Genomic DNA, 16,194 nt, shown 5'->3' on the forward strand with positions numbered 1-16,194 from the left:
AGTTGATGTTAAAGGACAAATGTTCATTAACAGAAACGTGGCAACGTTAAATAGTCTGCATGAAAAACTCGTGGATTGTTTATAAAATTAAGGGCAAGCCGTATTGACTTGCTCTTATATGCATTTAGTGGATAGAAAGGATCGATAACTATGCTAAAGTATGTATTTAAAAGAATTTTAGCGATGATTCCTGTCCTTTTCATCATTTCAATCGTTATTTTCGGTACTGTAAAGGCGATGCCAGGTGATGAGGTAACAGCTTATTTTGGAGCCGGTTCAAAGGTTACACAAGAACAACGTGATCACGTTCGTGAGTTGTTAGGATTGGATAAATCGTTACCTGAACAATATGTACGTTGGGTTGGACGTATGTGTACAGGAGATTTAGGATCAAGTATTACCCTTAAAAAACCAGTTGGAACTATCATTGGTGACTATGTATGGAATACATTCTATTTGAATGTTGTATCATTAATTGTGGCTTTGATTTTTGCCATTCCAGTTGGAATAAAACAGGCAGTAAAGAAAGGTACAGTGTTTGATAACTTCTGGACTGTATTCTCATTGTTAGGAATAAGTGTTCCAACATTCTTCTTTGCCTTAGTATTAATTTTCTTCGTAGGTTTGCAGATTCCAGGTATGCCTATCAACGGAATGCGTGACACAATGCTATCAAGCTTTGGTTACTCAAGTATTTTCCAAGAAATTGGAGATATAGCTTTACACTCAATTTTACCTGTAATCGTATTGGCGTTTAGTTCATTTGCGTCGTTCTCACGTTATGTACGTAACTCTATGGTTGAAGTCATCAACATGGATTATGTTCGTACAGCACGTTCAAAGGGTCTTAAAGAAAAGACTGTTATCTACAAACATGCATTTAAAAATGCACAAATTCCTTTAGTAACATTACTAGGATTATACATTCCATCATTATTCTCAGGAGCCGTAATCTTGGAATCTGTATTTATCTGGCCAGGAATTGGAAAAGTGTTAATTGATGCGATCAACCAACGTGATAACTCTTTAGTTATGGCTTGTTTGATGTTTAGTGCCTTGTTGATGTTATTAGGTAACTTATTGTCTGACATTTGTTATACATTAGTTGACCCACGTATCAAGGTAGATGAATAGGAGGGAACTATAGATGGCTAAAAAAAATGCTGTAGTATTAGAATCTGGCGAAAAAATCGAATCTATAGGTCCTTGGACCATAGCATGGCGTAAGTTCAAACAAAACCGTGTTGCCATGGCTGGTTTGATTATTTTTGTATTAATTGTTGTTGCTGTTATTGTTATACCACCAATGCTTGGATATAGCGTTAATGACTATGATTTATCAAATCCTAATTTAGCTCCAGGAGGAGAACACTTATTAGGTACAGATAAACAAGGTCGTGACTGCTTATTCCGTTTATTCTTAGGTGGACGAATCTCTATCATGGTTGGTATTATTGCTGCTGTTATTACTGTCATCTTAGGATGTACAATTGGTGGCATTTCAGGATATTATGGTGGAAAATTAGATAACGTATTAATGCGTTTTGCAGAAATCGTTTATTCATTGCCATTTACACCAATGATTATTGCGGTTGCCTCAACTATGTTGTGGGTTCCACAAAGTCAAAAAATGTATACTGTATCATTATTAATTGGTTTGTTATCATGGCCAGGACTAGCACGTTTGGTTCGTGGACAGATTTTGACTTTGCGTGAACAAGAATTTATGCAAGCTTGTGAAGCTTTGGGTATTTCAGATTTCTCAAAAATCTTTAAACACTTACTTCCAAACGTTATTTCTTTAGTAATCGTAAATGCTACACTACAAATGGCAAGTGCTATTTTGACTGAGGCTGGTTTATCATTCTTAGGTATGGGTGTGACTGCACCAACTCCTTCTTGGGGTAACTTAATGAACTTAGCGCGTGATTCTTACGTGTTCCAAAACTATCCTTGGGAATGGATGCCTGCAGGTTTAATGTGTTTGCTAACTGTAATCTCAATCAACTTGATTGGTGAAGGATTGCGTGATGCATTCGACCCTAAAGAATTACAGTAGTAAGGAGGATACACAATGTCTGTAAATAAAAAAGTAATTAAAGTGGAAGACCTTCGTGTATACTTCCATACAAAAAAAGGTGATTCAAAAGCAGTTGATGGAAACCACTTTACAATGTATGAAAATGAAACACTTGCGATTGTAGGTGAATCAGGTTGTGGTAAATCAGTAACTGCCATGTCTATTTTAGGCTTAGTAAGTGAACCAGGAGAAATTATGCCTGAATCAAAAATCGTATATATGGGAAATGTGGACCGTGATGAAGATGGTTTAAACTTAGCTACAGCTACAGATGAACAAATTCGTCACATTCGTGGTAACGAAATCTCTATGATTTTCCAGGAACCAATGTCAAGTTTGAACCCAGTTATTACAGTTGGGGATCAGATTATGGAAAACATTTTGACGCACGAAGAAGTTTCTAAAGAAGAAGCTAAACAACGCGCAATTGATTTGTTGGCAGAAGTTGGTATTTCTCGTCCAGAAAAAGTTGTTGATAACTATCCATTCCAATTATCAGGTGGTATGTGTCAGCGTGTTATGATTGCGATGGCTTTATCTTGTCATCCAAAATTATTGATTGCCGATGAACCTACAACAGCTCTAGATGTTACAATTCAGGCTCAGATTCTTTCTTTAATGAACAGATTAAAGAATGAAACAGGTACATCTATCATGTTGATCACACACGACTTAGGTGTAGTTGCTCAGGTTGCTGATAACGTTAACGTTATGTATGCAGGTAAAGTTGTTGAAACAGCTCCAGTAGAAGAATTGTTCAACAACCCTAAACACCCATATACAATTGGATTAATGAATTCAATGCCTTCATTAGCAGAAGAAGGAAAACGATTAAATACAATTGAAGGTAGTGTGCCTAACCCATTGTATTTACCAAAAGGATGCTACTTTGCAGATCGTTGTCCATATGTAACAGATCGTTGTAAAGAAGGTCAACCAGTAGATACAAAAGTAAAATCACGTCACCACGTATGGTGCTTCAAAGTTGAAGAAGAAATGAAACAGGAGGGATAGTCATGGCAGAAAAAAGAAAAATTCTTGAAGTAAAACACTTAAAAAAATACTTCCCTCTAAAAAAAGGAAAATATAAAGATGGTGATCCATGTGTTAAGGCCGTAGATGATATTACTTTCGACTTATACGAAGGTGAAACATTAGGTCTAGTAGGTGAATCAGGATGTGGTAAATCTACTTTAGGTCGTACAATCATTCGTCTTTATGAACCAACAAGCGGAGAGGTAATCTTCGAAGGTGAAGATGTAGCGAAGAAATCTCGTAAAGAAATGCGTGCTTTACGTGAAGAAATGCAGTTTATCTTCCAGGATCCATATTCTTCATTGAATCCACGTATGACTGTATTCAATATTTTGGCTGAACCATTGATTGCTCACGGAAAATTCAAACGAGGTCCAGAACTAGATGCATATGTTAAAAACCTAATGGACCGTTGTGGTTTGCCAAGCTACTATTGCTATCGTTATCCTCACCAATTCTCAGGTGGACAAAGACAACGTATTGGTATCGCACGTTCTTTAGCATTAGATCCAAGCTTCATTATTTGTGATGAACCAGTAAGTGCATTGGACGTTTCTATCCAATCACAAATCATCAACTTAATGAAAGATATGCAAGAAGAAAAGAACATTTCTTATATCTTCATTTCACACGACTTGTCAGTTGTAAAACATATTTCTGACCGTGTAGGTGTAATGTATTTAGGTAGTATGATGGAACTTGCAGATAAGAATGAAATATACTCTAACCCTCAACACCCTTATACAAGAGCGTTGATTGGTGCAATTCCTTTACCAGACCCTACAAAACGTAAAGAAATGCAAGTGATTCAAGGTGAAATTCCAAGTAACGTAAACATTCCTAAGGGATGTAAATTCAACCCTCGTTGCCCATTTGCGAAAGACATTTGTCGTGAACAAGAACCAGCAACAAAAGAGGTTAAGCCAAATCACTTTGTTAAGTGTCACTTTGGAGGTGAATTCTAATGTCTAAGCGCCCATCTATGCGTGAGATGTTAGAAAAAAAAGATAAACAAAAAGGTAAAGAAGATCGTCTTGAAAAAGGGGATTTTCTAGCCTTATTAATTGCAGCTAGTAGTACATTCTGGCCAATTTTATTAGGTGCCATTGTTATTTTAGCGCTATTAATTTTTGGTTGGAATGCCATCTTTGCATAATACGAGAAGCTTTCGGCTTCTCTATTTTTTTAGGAGAAAGATATGAAATTTACAGATTATAAATATGAACATATGGATATTGAAGCTTTGCAGGCACAATTAAAGGCGATTTGTACAAAATTACAGAATGCAGCTTCTTATGATGATTTTAAAAATGCGTTTATTGAATTGAATGACGTAAATAAATATATCAATACCAATCAGACTCTTGTTGAAGTGCGTCATACAGTAGATACAAGAGATGAATATTATACAAAAGAAAACGACTTTTTAAATGAAATGCTTCCAGTATTAAAGGAAGATATTGTGAATTGTAATAAGGCTGTAATGGAAAGTTCTTTTGTATCTGAATTAAAGAAAGAAGTACCAGAAACATATTTCTTACAAAGAGAAATGGAAGAAAAATCATTTGATCCAATTATAATTCCTGAAATGCAAGAAGAAAATAAATTAGCTTCTAAATACCAAGCAATCATTGCGAGTGCACAAATTGAGTTTGATGGTGAAACATATACTCTTGCTGCTTTAGAAGTAAAGACAAATGATAAAGATAGAGATACTCGTAAACGTGCAATGCAAGCCTATTGGGGATGGTATGACGAACATGCTAAAGAAATCGGTGAAGTTTATGATCAATTAGTGCAAGTGCGTACGCGTATGGCTAAAAAATTAGGATATGAAAACTATATTGAACTTGGTTACTATCGCATGATGCGTTTTGACTACAATAAAAATGATGTAGAAAACTATCGTAAACAAGTATTAGAAGATGTTGTTCCTTTAGATAATGAGTTGTATGCTCGTCAACAAAAACGTTTGGGTTATGATACTTTGCATGCTTGGGATGAAAAGTTTGAATTCACTTCAGGAAATCCAGCCCCTAAATATATTCGTGAAGAATTAGTTAAACGTGCATTAAAGATGTATCAAGAACTAGATCCTAAAACAGGTGAATTCTTTGAATTTATGACAGAAAGAGAATTATTAGATCTAGATTCAAAGCCTGGTAAAGCAGCTGGTGGATATTGTACATTCATTCCAAATTATCAATCTCCATTTATCTTCGCAAACTTTAATCAGACTAGCCATGATGCTGAAGTACTAACACATGAAGCAGGACATGCTTTCCAAGTGTATTCAAGTAAGGATATTTTCCCAATCGATTGTGTATGGCCTACTTATGAATCTTGTGAAATCCACTCTATGTCTATGGAATTCTTTACATATCCATGGATGAAATCTTTCTTTGAAGAAGATGTAGATAAATATTATTTCAATCATTTGTCAGGAGCTGTTAAGTTCTTACCTTATGGAGTTTTAGTAGATCACTTCCAGCATGAAGTATATGAAAAACCAGAAATGTCTTGTGAAGAAAGATTGGCTACTTGGAGAAAGTTGGAAAAACAATACTTGCCTCATAAAAACTATGAAGGTATTGATATTCTAGAAAAAGGTGGATGGTGGATGCGCCAGCTTCACATTTTCATGGATCCATTCTATTATATTGATTACACATTAGCTCAAGTATGCGCGTTGCAGTTCTGGGCTCGTATTCAAAAGAATGATGAAAAGGCTTTTGAAGATTACAAACACATTTGTAAGATTGGTGGAACATTGCCATTCAGAAAAATTGTAAAAGAAGCAGGATTAAAGGTTCCTTTTGAATCAGGATGCTTAAAAGATACTGTTCAATTGGTTCGCGAATGGTTTGAAAAAGCAGACGATTCACAATTTTAAAAAAACATCTTGCGATTTGAAAAAAGGCTTGCTATAATTGTATAGCACTTACTTTGGGTCAATATGACTTAAGGCGGAAGGAGGATACATCAATATGAAACAAGGAATTCATCCTAATTATCATAAAGTTAAATGTATCTGTACATCTTGTGGTGCAGAATTCGAAACAGGTAGTACAATCAAAGGTGATGAATTACGTGTAGATACTTGCAGTAACTGCCACCCATTCTTCACAGGTCGTCAACGTTTCGCTGCTGCTCAGGGACGTATTGAGAAATTTAACAAGAAATATGGTTTGAAGTAGTAATATAATGACAGTGTCAGAAATGGCACTGTTTTTTATTTTGGTTATAAAAAAATCGTTATTAAAAATTAAATATACTTTAAAATAGACGTTTCAAGCTTGCTCGGTTATATTAAAATTATCAAATTTACACGAGAATAACTGTGGTATTTGAAAACTTCTATTGCTACGTTTATAATAAAGAAAATAAATTAAAAATAGTGAGGTGTATTAAAGTGAAAAGAGCTAAAAGAATGGATGTATTTCAATCTTCTATATTTACAGAATTGAAAAATATGAAGCTGGATTATACACAAAGAACAGGAAATGAAACAATTGATTTTTCAGTTGGATCGCCAAATATTGCGCCTGAACCATCCATTATGAAGGTACTGCAAGAATCAATTATGGTTCCAGAAAACTATAAGTATGCGATCAATGAATTACCTGAAATGAAATCAGCAATCCACGATTGGTATAAGAACCGTTATAATGTAGAGCTAACATATGATGAAATGATCTGTCTACAAGGATCTCAAGAAGCTTTAAGCACATTGTTTTTAGCTATGTGTGATCCAGGTGATATTGTATTGGTGCCTGACCCTTATTACCCAATTTTTAGTGATGGGCCAAAGATTGCAGGGGCTAAAGTTGAATATATGCCTTTGTTGCAAGAGAATAACTATGTCATTCAATTGGATCAAATTGATGAAGAAATTGCGAAAAAAGCGAAGATTATGATTGTATCTTATCCAAACAATCCAACTTGTGCTATAGCACCAGATTCATTCTATGAAGAGTTGATTCAGTTTGCAAAGAAATATGATATTGTAGTTTTACATGATAATGCATATAGTGAACTTGTATTCGATGGTAAAGTTGGAAAGAGTTTCTTATCTTTTGAAGGAGCTAAAGAAATAGGAATTGAATTAAATTCTTTCTCGAAAACATATGGAATGGCTGGTGCAAGACTTGGTGTGTGTGTTGGTAATAAAGAAGTGATTGATTGTTATAATACCCTTAAATCAAATATGGATTATGGAATCTTCTTACCTATACAATATGCAGGTATTGAAGCACTAAGACATGGAGGCGCAAGCATTCACTCAACTTGTCAGGCTTATCAAGATCGAAGAGATGCTATATGTGAAGCATTTGATGAAGTAGGATGGCATATTGATAAGAGTCCTGCAACAATGTTCGTATGGGCAAGAATTCCAGATCAATATGAAGATTCATATGCCTTCACAAAAGATTTGATGGAAAAAACAGGTGTTGTAGTTACACCTGGCCAGGCTTTTGGCGTTCATGGTACTAGATATGTGCGTTTAGCTCTTGTTCAAGATATTGAGGATATCCAAAAAGCGACAGAAAGAATAAAAAAATCTGAAATTTTTAAGTAAAGTGCAAAAATTTGCACTTTTTTTTCGTATAAGAGTATATGAAGTGTAATCGATGTCAAAATGAAGATCCTAAATTATTTGCGTATGATCATGGAGTTTATTATTGTCGTAAATGCATTGATTTTTCTAGGTTGGAGGTTAATGAAAAAATAAATCCGGTTAAATTGAAGCATAGAACGTGGAAGGGTAAACCTAAACTTGATTATGAACTCACTGCTTCGCAAAAATGTGCAAGTCACGAAGTATATCAACATTTAAGTAAAGGAAAAGACGTAATACTTTACGCCAGTACAGGTGCCAGGCAAAACAGAAATTTGTTTTGAAAGTATCTGTGGGTATTTAGCACAAGGAAAGAAAGTAGGGTTTGCAATCAGTCGAAGACAGGTTGTTCTTGAAATCGCAAATCGTTTGCGGATAGCGTTTCCTGAATTAAGTGTATGTGAAGTGGCTCAAGGATATACCCAAGTTACAGATGCAGACCTTATTGTATGTACTACACACCAGTTGTATCGTTATCCATATGCCTTTGATTTATTAATTTTAGATGAGTTAGATGCCTTTCCTTTTGTGGGCAACGAAGTGCTTCAGGCCATAGCTAATCAGGCGTGTATTGGACAAAAACTAATGTTGAGTGCAACACCAGACAAAGAGAGTATGGAACTTGTGAAACAAAATAAAATAGAGCTTGTGTGTTTGTTTGAAAGGCCACATAAACACCCGTTGATTGTGCCTAAAGTGATACAGGTATCTATTTTAATTCAAGTATGGATTGTAATTTATTTGTGCATAAAATTCCAAAAAGAGGGAAAACAAACATTAGTTTTTGTCCCTCGAAAAAAAGATGGAAGGTGGATGAAGCTGATTCTTAATGTGTTTGTGAAGACAGATTTTATTCATTCTTCTACACAAAATAAAGATGAAATTTTAGATTGTTTTCGCAATAAAGAATTGAGTGCACTAGTTTGTACCACACTATTAGAAAGAGGAATCACGATTCCAAGCGTTCAAGTTGTTGTTTTTAAAGGAGATCATTCAGTCTTTACCACGGCCAGTCTTATTCAGATTTTTGGACGTGTGGGACGAAGTTTTAAAGATCCAGAGGGAAAGGGTGTGTGTTTATGCCAAGCTTCAAGCGAATCTATCAAAGATTGTGTGAGTCAAATTACGAAGATGAACGATACTGTTTATGTTGCCACAAAAAAATGAGTGCAATTCGCAATTTTGAGATTTTCTTTTATAATGATCTTTTGATATGTCCGGATTGTTCAAAAAATTTCAAGCTACATAAACAAGTCTATAATATAGATGGTATCCCTTTATATGTTCTCTATGAGTATGATGAGTTTTTAGAGAGGTTGTTTTTTCAGTATAAGGAACAAAGGGATGTTGTATTAAAAGATGTTTTTTTGTGTGAACACTTATATTTAAAGAATATCTTTAAAAAATATTGTGTCTGTACTTTATGCAGTAGTGATGCAAAACGTATGGAAAGGGGATTTGAACCAGCTATTGATATGTATTCGTCGTTAGATGTTTTTGTTCATTCTCCTTTCTACAAAAAGAAGGATATAAAGCAGTCTTCAGCAACAAAATTGCAAAGATCACAAATTAAGAATGTATTGGGTTTGAAACAATTGTATCCATTGCCTAAAAAGAAAATATTGTTGGTGGATGATGTTTGTACAACTGGAAGCACACTATTGGCCGCAAAGCAGTTGATCCATCCGGACTGCATGTTTGTTTTAGCGGCACATCCACTTTGGATTTTGGCAAATCAAGAAAACATAGTGGTCAAATCAAAGGGGTTTTGGTAAAATATTCTAAAAGGGGCGATAGAAGCTATGGATAAGAAAAGAAAGAATGAGAATGATGAGATTTCTCAATTATTAGATTCATTTCAAACAAACGAGGAAGATACGTTAGAACAAAAAATGGATCAATTCACAAAGAATCAAACTCGTAGTCGAGTAGAAAAACATAAACCTGAACCGGAAATTCCGTTTCAAGCAAAAAAAGAGGAACCTTCACTAGGAGATACGTTTGTGGTTGGATCAAAGGATTTAAATGAGTCAAAAGAAGATCTTTCTGCAACTCGTACAGTAATGTGGAATGCGGATGATTTAAAACAGGAAGCAGATTCTACAAATCAAACTGTTGTGATTGATGATGATGAAATTCAGTCTTTGTTAGAGGAGGGTAAGGGTCCTCAATTAAAAAGAGAAGTAATCAACAAGAAAAAAGAGCCGAGCAAAAAGAAATCAGCACCAAAAAAGAGCCATTCTAAAACTGGAATGTATGTTGCCTTAGGTGTTGTAGGTGTGTTGTTGGTTTCATTATTGATATTTGGTGGCATGAAACTAATGACTGGTGGATTGTCTAGTTCTGATGAAAAAACATCGGAGGTTCAAAAGAAGAATTACCAGGAATTATTAGATTTTGCAAACAACTATGATGATTTATCTTCAAGTGACCAAAAGAAAATTATTGGTTTTGAAAGTAAATATAACAGTTTAACGCGTAAACAAAGAGAGAAGATTGATGAAATTTTAGAAGAGGTTACCGGTAAAACTTTCAATGAATTACTTGCGAGTGCAAATAAGAAGACAAGTACGAAAAAAGACAACAACAACACTGAAATTGCTGAAAAGAAAGCGCAGTTGAAACAAAAAATCAATGATCTTAAAAAGCAGTTGTTGAGTGCACAATCAGAATTAGAAAATGCGCAGAATGCACAGTCTTCAGCTCAAAGTGATGTCGATTCATTACAGTCTCAGATTGATTCTGCAGGTGGCAGTGTAAGTGCTGCTCAAAGTGCTGTAATTAGTGCACAAGCGGATTACGATAATGCACAAAGTGCGCTACAGGTATGTGAGAATCGTCGCAGTGAATTGGAGCAAATTCCAAATAGCGAATTGACGCAAGATCAATATACAGAGTTACAGCAATTATATGCTGAACATCAGGGATTGGTTGATAATGTAAACACAACAAAATCGGCTTTGGCTGATGCAAAAACGGCATTAAGTGCTGCACAAAAGAATTCGGATACTTCTTCTTTACAGAATAAGTTAAAATCAGCGAAGATGAAATTGGATAGTGCAAATTCAGATGTAACAGATGCACAATCAAAAGTAGATTCATTGAATTCACAAATCAATGATTATCAAAATCAATTGAATCAATTAGATTAGACAATACAAAATGTATTGTCTTTTTCTTTGTGTGACCTTTTAATGTCTTGTGATTTTTGTTAGAATATATACGGAAAGTCAGGTGAAAATATGCGTAATGCGATTGTTCTGGCGGCAGGAAAAGGAACTCGAATGAAATCAGATCGTAGCAAAGTAATGCATACGATTATTGATCGTTCAATGTTGGCTTACATTATTGATGCTTTAAGAGCGGTATCTGTAGAAAGAATTGTAGTGATTGTCGGATATCAGGCTGAAAGTATCAAAGAAGCTTTTCCAGATGTTGAATTTGCTTTGCAGCAACCACAATTGGGGACAGGTCATGCGGTTATGCAAGCTACACAATTAAAGGATGAAGATGGGGATACATTGATTATTAATGGAGACGGACCATGTATTCAGCCTGAGACATTGGAAAAACTATTCCAAACCAATCAAGATGCATCATTAACTCTATTAACTTCTGTATTGGATGATGGAGCTCATTATGGTCGTATTGTTCGTGATGAAAATAGTCATGTTCAAGCGATTGTAGAGGCAAAGGATTGTACAGAAGAACAAAAACAAATTTGTGAAATCAACGCAGGTATGTATTGTTTCAAGAACAGAGATTTATTTGACAATCTTGATAAATTAACAACAAATAATGCTCAACACGAGTATTACTTAACAGACTTGGTTAAGATTTTGGCAAATCAAGGAAAGGTTGTTAAGGGGTTGGTAGTTGAAGACCGTGATGAAGTCATGGGAATCAATGATTGTGTAGAATTACATAAAGCGTATGAATGGATGCGCAATCGAATCAACAATAACTGGATGAAAGAAGGGGTACAGATTGTAGACCCATTGCGAACAGTTATTGGAAAAGATGTAACGATTGGACATGATGTAATTATTCATCCAAATGTTGAAATTCTTGGACATACAGAAATCGGTGATTTCGTTGAGATTTTACCAGGTTCTTATTTGAATAATTCGAAAATTGAAGATCGTGCAATTGTAGATTCAAGTAAAGTCGTCAATTCTTGCATAGAAGAAGGTTCTGTTGTAGGGCCTATGTCTTATGTAAGCAATAATAAAACCATAAAATAAACCTGATAGGGTATGAGAAAGGATAAATCATGAAAAACACTATTGTATTTGCTTTATCATCTAGCGTTGGTTTAGCAGAAGATATTTGTAAAGAATTAGGATTGGAATTAGGTAAATGTGAAGTTAAACACTTTGCGGATGGAGAAATCTTAGTAGAACTTGGAGAATCTGTTCGTGGAAAACACGTATATTTTGTACAAAGTACAAATAAACCTGTAAACTCAAATTTAATGGAAATTTTAATTGGTATTGATGCATGTAAACGTGCAAGTGCTGCAAGCATTACGGCTATCATTCCATATTTTGGATATGCTCGTCAGGATCGTAAAGCGAAACCTCGTCAACCAATCACTTCTAAATTAGTTGCTAGTTTATTAGAAAGAGCTGGAGCTGATCGCGTAGTTACAGTTGACTTACACGCTACTCAGATTCAAGGATTCTTCGATATTCCAGCAGACGATATTACTGCGAATGGATTGATTGCTGATTACTTCAAACACCAAGAAGGATTAGGTGAAATCGTAGTTGTATCTCCTGATCACGGTGGAGCTGTACGTGCTCGTAACTTAGCAAATGCATTAGGTGCACCTATCGCAATCATCGACAAACGTCGTCCTAAACCAAATGTAGCTGAAGCTATGAACCTAATTGGTGATGTTGATGGTAAAACTGCAATCATCATCGATGACATGGTAGATACAGCTGGTACATTAACTGCTGGTATCAAAATGTTGAAAGACAAGGGAGCTAAAGCGGTTTATGCTTCATGTTCACATGGTATCCTTTCAGGACCTGCTATCGATCGTTTAAAAGCTGCTAAGTTAACTGGATTCGTTTGTACAAATACAATTGATCAAACAGAAAACCAAAAAAATTATCCAGAAATGACTGTTCTTTCAATGGCACCATTGTTAGCTGGATTGATTCATGCAGTTGAAGAAAATTCTTCATTATCAGAAGTATTAGCACACGCATTTGATGACTAATATGGAAACATTGTTTATTGGCTATCCTCCTTGTTCAACTTGTAAAAAGGCATATAAAGCTCTACAAGATTTGGGTATTGAAGCTACATATCGAAATATTAAAGAAGATAATCCAAAAAAAGAAGAGATTCAAAGTTGGATTGATCGTGGTGTGGAATTAAAAAAATTGTTCAATACAAGTGGTATGTTGTATCGTGAATTAAATGTAAAAGAAAAACGCGAAACATATACAGAAGAACAATTGATTGAATTACTTGCCTCAAATGGTATGTTAGTAAAAAGACCGATTGTGATCCAAGGAGATATCATTATCATAGGAAACAAAGTATCAGAATACGAAAACTTACATAAATAGACCTGTCTATCGACAGGTCTTTATTTAATCAAAAACGGAATTGAAGTTCTCTTCAATTTGTCTACATGCACTTGCTTCATCAAGTTGTTTAATTTCACAAATCTTCTTTGCGACATATTCCACATACATAGGTTCATTTTCTTTTCCACGATAAGGAACAGGTGTTAAATAAGGAGAATCCGTTTCTGTGATGATTCGATCAATAGGACATGCTGAAATACATTCAGGGGCTTGTCTAGCATTTTTGAATGTGATAGGTCCGGCAAACGAAATCATAGAATTCATTTTTAAACATTCCATCATAGTTTCTTTACTTCCGCTGAAGCAATGGAAAATAATTTTTGTCTTTGCGTATTGTTTTAAAATATCCATGCAGTCTTTTGTGGATTCGCGCATATGAATAGAAATAGGAAGATTGTGTTCATTCGCAATTTGAATCTGCTTGATAAATAGCTCTTTTTGTAAATCATTAAAACTTGTATCCCAATAGTAATCCAATCCAATTTCTCCTAAGCAATCTAAATAAGGCGTTTGATCAATGAGATACTGAATTTCTTTATCTGCAACTTCTTTGGCATCACTTGGAAACCATCCAAAGGCAATTTTAAAAAATGGATATTTTTCTTTTACCTTTTTCGCACGTTCTAATTCTTCAGGACTTGTGCACATGATCATGCATGAAGTAAGATTTTTAGCTTTGATATTTTCAATGATCTCGTCAATTCGACTATATAAACGATCACAAGTGATGTGACAATGACTATCTGTATACATAACTAACCTTCTTTCTTAAAATAGTATATAATTGTGTTAAAAGAGGTGCAATATGAAAATTAGCATGGAATTAAATGTAAGTGATAAAGAGTTTTATGATTTGATGATGAAATCTTTAAAAGAAGAAGTTAAAAATGTCACGAAGAAAAATTTAGAATTAAAAGAAGGGTTAAAATATAAAAAGAAATCAGCTCAAAGAAAAGGAATCGGCTCAGAAATTACTGTGCATATTAAAAGGTTGATTCCGAATACATTGTATGAAGCAACGTTTGTCACGGCAATCGACCATACAACTATTTCTTATAAGATTGAATCTTTAAATGAATCAAAAATCAAAGTGACTTATGAAGAAATTTACGAAAATGTTTCTCCAAAGGAAATTCCTGTTTGGAGACAAAAAATGGCAGAAAAACAGTCGGCTAAAAAATCAAAGAAAATGTTTAAAGAGGTTGAAAAGTTTATTTTAAATGAAAGAAATAACAAGAACTGATTATACCAGAATAGAAACCAAGTTTTCCATCTTGGTTTCTTTTTTTGTTTATATGCGTTATAAGATTGGTATAGAAAAGCTTTAACCCAACAAAAGAAGGAGGAATTGGATATGAAAAAGTTAGGTTATTTAGCGGGGGCATCATTGTTATTTGTTCCAATGCCTCTATATGCAGCAGGAATTGGTTCTAGCAACCAAGTATTTACTCACACTGGTTGGTTCTCAGTTATTTGTATGGCAACAATCGGTGTTGGAGTTGCGATTTGTTCAAAACATCAGAAATAATAATGAAAAAAGTTTTAACAGTAAGCATTATTTGGGCGGTGGATCTTTTTTATTTAAAATTTGAAGATCATTGATAATAACATATGTTACCTATAATTTTTGTGGAGTATGTTATACTGAGTTAACTGAAAGAGAAAGGGTAACTTATGGTCAGCAATTATTTGGTGAAATTTCTTGAAGAAAAAGAAGTACCTACAATCACAAAAAAAAGACACACATATTTAACGTATTATGGTTTAGAACAACAAGATACGTACGTGTTAAAAGAAGGTATTGTTAAGACTAGTATAATTTTGCGTGATGGAAGAGAATTTAATATTTCTTATATTAAAGGACCAGATATTATTTCATTATTAAAAGATGAAGTAAGTCAATATACATCAGCTCCATTTAACGTTCGTATTGAGAGTGAAACGGCTACTTTTTATCGTATTCCAAGAGTGTTATTCTGGGATTTTGTAAATCAAGATCCAGAGTTAAAAGAGTATGTGAATTCATATTATCGTACTAAATTAACGGAAGCTATTTTTAGACAACAACTTATGACTATGAATGGTAAAAATGGAGCAGTGTGTGCTTTTATCTATCAATTGATTCCTATATTCGGAAGAAAAGTAAAAAAGGGTATTTTAATTGATTTCCAAGTGACAAACGATGATATTGCAGGATTCTGCGGTATTTCTACTAGAAATAGTGTAAATCGTATTTTAAGAGGGTTACGTGAGCAAAATGTAATCTCGATGGTCTATCAGAAGATTTTAATTTTAGACGTAGATTATTTAAAACAATTTGTACAAGCATAATACAAAACAAAGCGCAGAGTTAATAATGGTAATCCGCAATTAGATAGGGTTGACTAAAAGTTGGCTTTAAAAATTGTAGGGTTGAAAACCCTATGAGTGTTTAAAGGATTATTAACTAGGGAGCAGAGATATTGTGAAATCTCTGCTCTTTTTATAATGGGTGATTTGAATCTGAATGATTGGAATCAATGTATTCAGTTAACTTGTCATATAATTCTTCGAATCTTATGTCAATGTATCCTCGTAGTTCTTCAATTTCAAATTTCATTTCATTGTTTTGAAGATTTCTGAAGTATTCGATCAATTCGATAATATCTTGTGCATCCATGATCATTTCTCCCTTGGCTCCAGGCTGAATGTTGCATTTGGGTCGAGTACATACATTACGCGATTGCGGAAGCGAAGCCAGTTGGTGTAGCCATTGGCGTTGTTCTTGATACACTTGATAATCTTGTTTCGATTCTCAATGATCGCATTATTCACTTTTTTATTGCAGACCACCACCTGGCCTTTGTCTGCTTCAA

The 16,194-nt window shown here is 34.5% G+C and carries 21 protein-coding genes; 18 read left to right on the plus strand and 3 right to left on the minus strand.

Features of this window, described 5'->3' with window-relative positions; all coding sequences use genetic code 11:
• The first annotated feature begins 150 nt into the window (after window positions 1-150).
• From H8911_RS02460 to H8911_RS02525, 15 genes are all read left to right on the plus strand, one after another.
• A complete protein-coding gene (locus H8911_RS02460) occupies window positions 151-1,134 on the plus strand; it encodes an ABC transporter permease (RefSeq protein ID WP_117924511.1) in 984 nt (327 codons plus the stop codon).
• Between the two features lie 13 nt (window positions 1,135-1,147).
• Window positions 1,148-2,059 (plus strand): oligopeptide ABC transporter permease, encoded by a 912-nt coding sequence (gene opp4C, locus H8911_RS02465; RefSeq protein ID WP_117924513.1) that lies wholly within the window; start codon window positions 1,148-1,150, stop codon window positions 2,057-2,059.
• 15 nt (window positions 2,060-2,074) lie between these two features.
• The gene (locus tag H8911_RS02470; RefSeq protein WP_186998600.1) at window positions 2,075-3,094 is read left to right on the plus strand and encodes an ABC transporter ATP-binding protein; all 1,020 of its coding nucleotides are present in this window, start codon (window positions 2,075-2,077) and stop codon (window positions 3,092-3,094) included.
• Window positions 3,095-3,096: 2 nt separating this feature from the next.
• Entirely contained in the window at window positions 3,097-4,080 is a 984-nt protein-coding gene (locus tag H8911_RS02475) for an ABC transporter ATP-binding protein (RefSeq protein WP_117924517.1), read from the plus strand.
• Window positions 4,080-4,271: a hypothetical protein gene (locus H8911_RS02480; protein ID WP_003865735.1), complete on the plus strand. Its 192-nt coding sequence runs from the start codon at window positions 4,080-4,082 to the stop codon at window positions 4,269-4,271. Before H8911_RS02475 ends, H8911_RS02480 begins: the two co-directional genes overlap by 1 nt.
• 42 nt (window positions 4,272-4,313) lie before the next feature.
• Window positions 4,314-6,008: a M3 family oligoendopeptidase gene (locus tag H8911_RS02485; RefSeq protein WP_186998601.1), complete on the plus strand. Its 1,695-nt coding sequence runs from the start codon at window positions 4,314-4,316 to the stop codon at window positions 6,006-6,008.
• 94 nt (window positions 6,009-6,102) lie between these two features.
• Window positions 6,103-6,312 (plus strand): 50S ribosomal protein L31, encoded by a 210-nt coding sequence (rpmE, locus tag H8911_RS02490; RefSeq protein ID WP_003865737.1) that lies wholly within the window; start codon window positions 6,103-6,105, stop codon window positions 6,310-6,312.
• 215 nt (window positions 6,313-6,527) lie between these two features.
• Window positions 6,528-7,694 carry an aminotransferase class I/II-fold pyridoxal phosphate-dependent enzyme gene (locus H8911_RS02495; RefSeq protein WP_186998602.1) on the plus strand — a complete coding sequence of 389 codons (1,167 nt, stop codon included), beginning with the start codon at window positions 6,528-6,530 and terminating at the stop codon, window positions 7,692-7,694.
• Window positions 7,695-7,732: 38 nt separating this feature from the next.
• Window positions 7,733-8,017, plus strand: coding sequence for a hypothetical protein (locus H8911_RS12630; RefSeq protein ID WP_199519647.1), 285 nt, complete (start codon window positions 7,733-7,735; stop codon window positions 8,015-8,017).
• Window positions 7,989-8,900, plus strand: coding sequence for a helicase-related protein (locus H8911_RS12875; protein WP_288002965.1), 912 nt, complete (start codon window positions 7,989-7,991; stop codon window positions 8,898-8,900). The genes H8911_RS12630 and H8911_RS12875 overlap by 29 nt, the downstream gene beginning before the upstream one ends.
• Window positions 8,897-9,508: a ComF family protein gene (locus H8911_RS02505; RefSeq protein ID WP_117924525.1), complete on the plus strand. Its 612-nt coding sequence runs from the start codon at window positions 8,897-8,899 to the stop codon at window positions 9,506-9,508. The genes H8911_RS12875 and H8911_RS02505 overlap by 4 nt, the downstream gene beginning before the upstream one ends.
• Window positions 9,509-9,535: 27 nt before the next feature.
• Window positions 9,536-10,885 (plus strand): hypothetical protein, encoded by a 1,350-nt coding sequence (locus H8911_RS02510; RefSeq protein ID WP_186998603.1) that lies wholly within the window; start codon window positions 9,536-9,538, stop codon window positions 10,883-10,885.
• Window positions 10,886-10,975: 90 nt separating this feature from the next.
• On the plus strand, window positions 10,976-11,977 hold the full coding sequence (locus H8911_RS02515; RefSeq protein ID WP_117924529.1) for a bifunctional UDP-N-acetylglucosamine diphosphorylase/glucosamine-1-phosphate N-acetyltransferase GlmU: 1,002 nt from the start codon (window positions 10,976-10,978) through the stop codon (window positions 11,975-11,977).
• A gap of 29 nt (window positions 11,978-12,006) precedes the next feature.
• Entirely contained in the window at window positions 12,007-12,963 is a 957-nt protein-coding gene (locus tag H8911_RS02520) for a ribose-phosphate diphosphokinase (RefSeq protein ID WP_117924530.1), read from the plus strand.
• Entirely contained in the window at window positions 12,956-13,318 is a 363-nt protein-coding gene (locus H8911_RS02525; protein ID WP_222620931.1) for a Spx/MgsR family RNA polymerase-binding regulatory protein, read from the plus strand. The genes H8911_RS02520 and H8911_RS02525 overlap by 8 nt, the downstream gene beginning before the upstream one ends.
• Before the next feature lie 24 nt (window positions 13,319-13,342).
• Here H8911_RS02525 and H8911_RS02530 read toward each other — a convergent pair whose 3' ends face one another.
• Window positions 13,343-14,092 carry a TatD family hydrolase gene (locus tag H8911_RS02530; RefSeq protein WP_186998604.1) on the minus strand — a complete coding sequence of 250 codons (750 nt, stop codon included), beginning with the start codon at window positions 14,090-14,092 and terminating at the stop codon, window positions 13,343-13,345.
• A gap of 52 nt (window positions 14,093-14,144) precedes the next feature.
• On the opposite strand from H8911_RS02530, the gene H8911_RS02535 reads away from it, so the two are divergent.
• The 3 genes from H8911_RS02535 to H8911_RS02545 all read left to right on the plus strand — a co-directional run bounded on the left by H8911_RS02535 (window position 14,145) and on the right by H8911_RS02545 (window position 15,670).
• On the plus strand, window positions 14,145-14,582 hold the full coding sequence (locus H8911_RS02535) for a DUF3284 domain-containing protein (RefSeq protein ID WP_117926514.1): 438 nt from the start codon (window positions 14,145-14,147) through the stop codon (window positions 14,580-14,582).
• Window positions 14,583-14,693: 111 nt separating this feature from the next.
• Window positions 14,694-14,867 carry a hypothetical protein gene (locus H8911_RS02540; RefSeq protein ID WP_154556314.1) on the plus strand — a complete coding sequence of 58 codons (174 nt, stop codon included), beginning with the start codon at window positions 14,694-14,696 and terminating at the stop codon, window positions 14,865-14,867.
• A gap of 164 nt (window positions 14,868-15,031) precedes the next feature.
• On the plus strand, window positions 15,032-15,670 hold the full coding sequence (locus H8911_RS02545; protein ID WP_227403109.1) for a Crp/Fnr family transcriptional regulator: 639 nt from the start codon (window positions 15,032-15,034) through the stop codon (window positions 15,668-15,670).
• Window positions 15,671-15,821: 151 nt separating this feature from the next.
• Here the strand turns inward: H8911_RS02545 and H8911_RS12335 are convergent, their stop codons facing one another.
• Together H8911_RS12335 and H8911_RS02550 are read right to left on the minus strand one after the other, a co-directional pair.
• Window positions 15,822-15,998, minus strand: coding sequence for a hypothetical protein (locus H8911_RS12335; protein ID WP_217256915.1), 177 nt, complete (start codon window positions 15,996-15,998; stop codon window positions 15,822-15,824).
• A 2-nt stretch (window positions 15,999-16,000) separates the two neighbouring features.
• A partial coding sequence (locus H8911_RS02550) for a transposase (protein ID WP_186998605.1) occupies window positions 16,001-16,194 on the minus strand: 194 nt, incomplete at its 5' end.

Origin of the sequence: Holdemanella hominis (genome assembly GCF_014306155.1) — a bacterium.
Taxonomy (GTDB): Bacteria; Bacillota_I; Bacilli_A; order Erysipelotrichales; family Erysipelotrichaceae; genus Holdemanella; species Holdemanella hominis.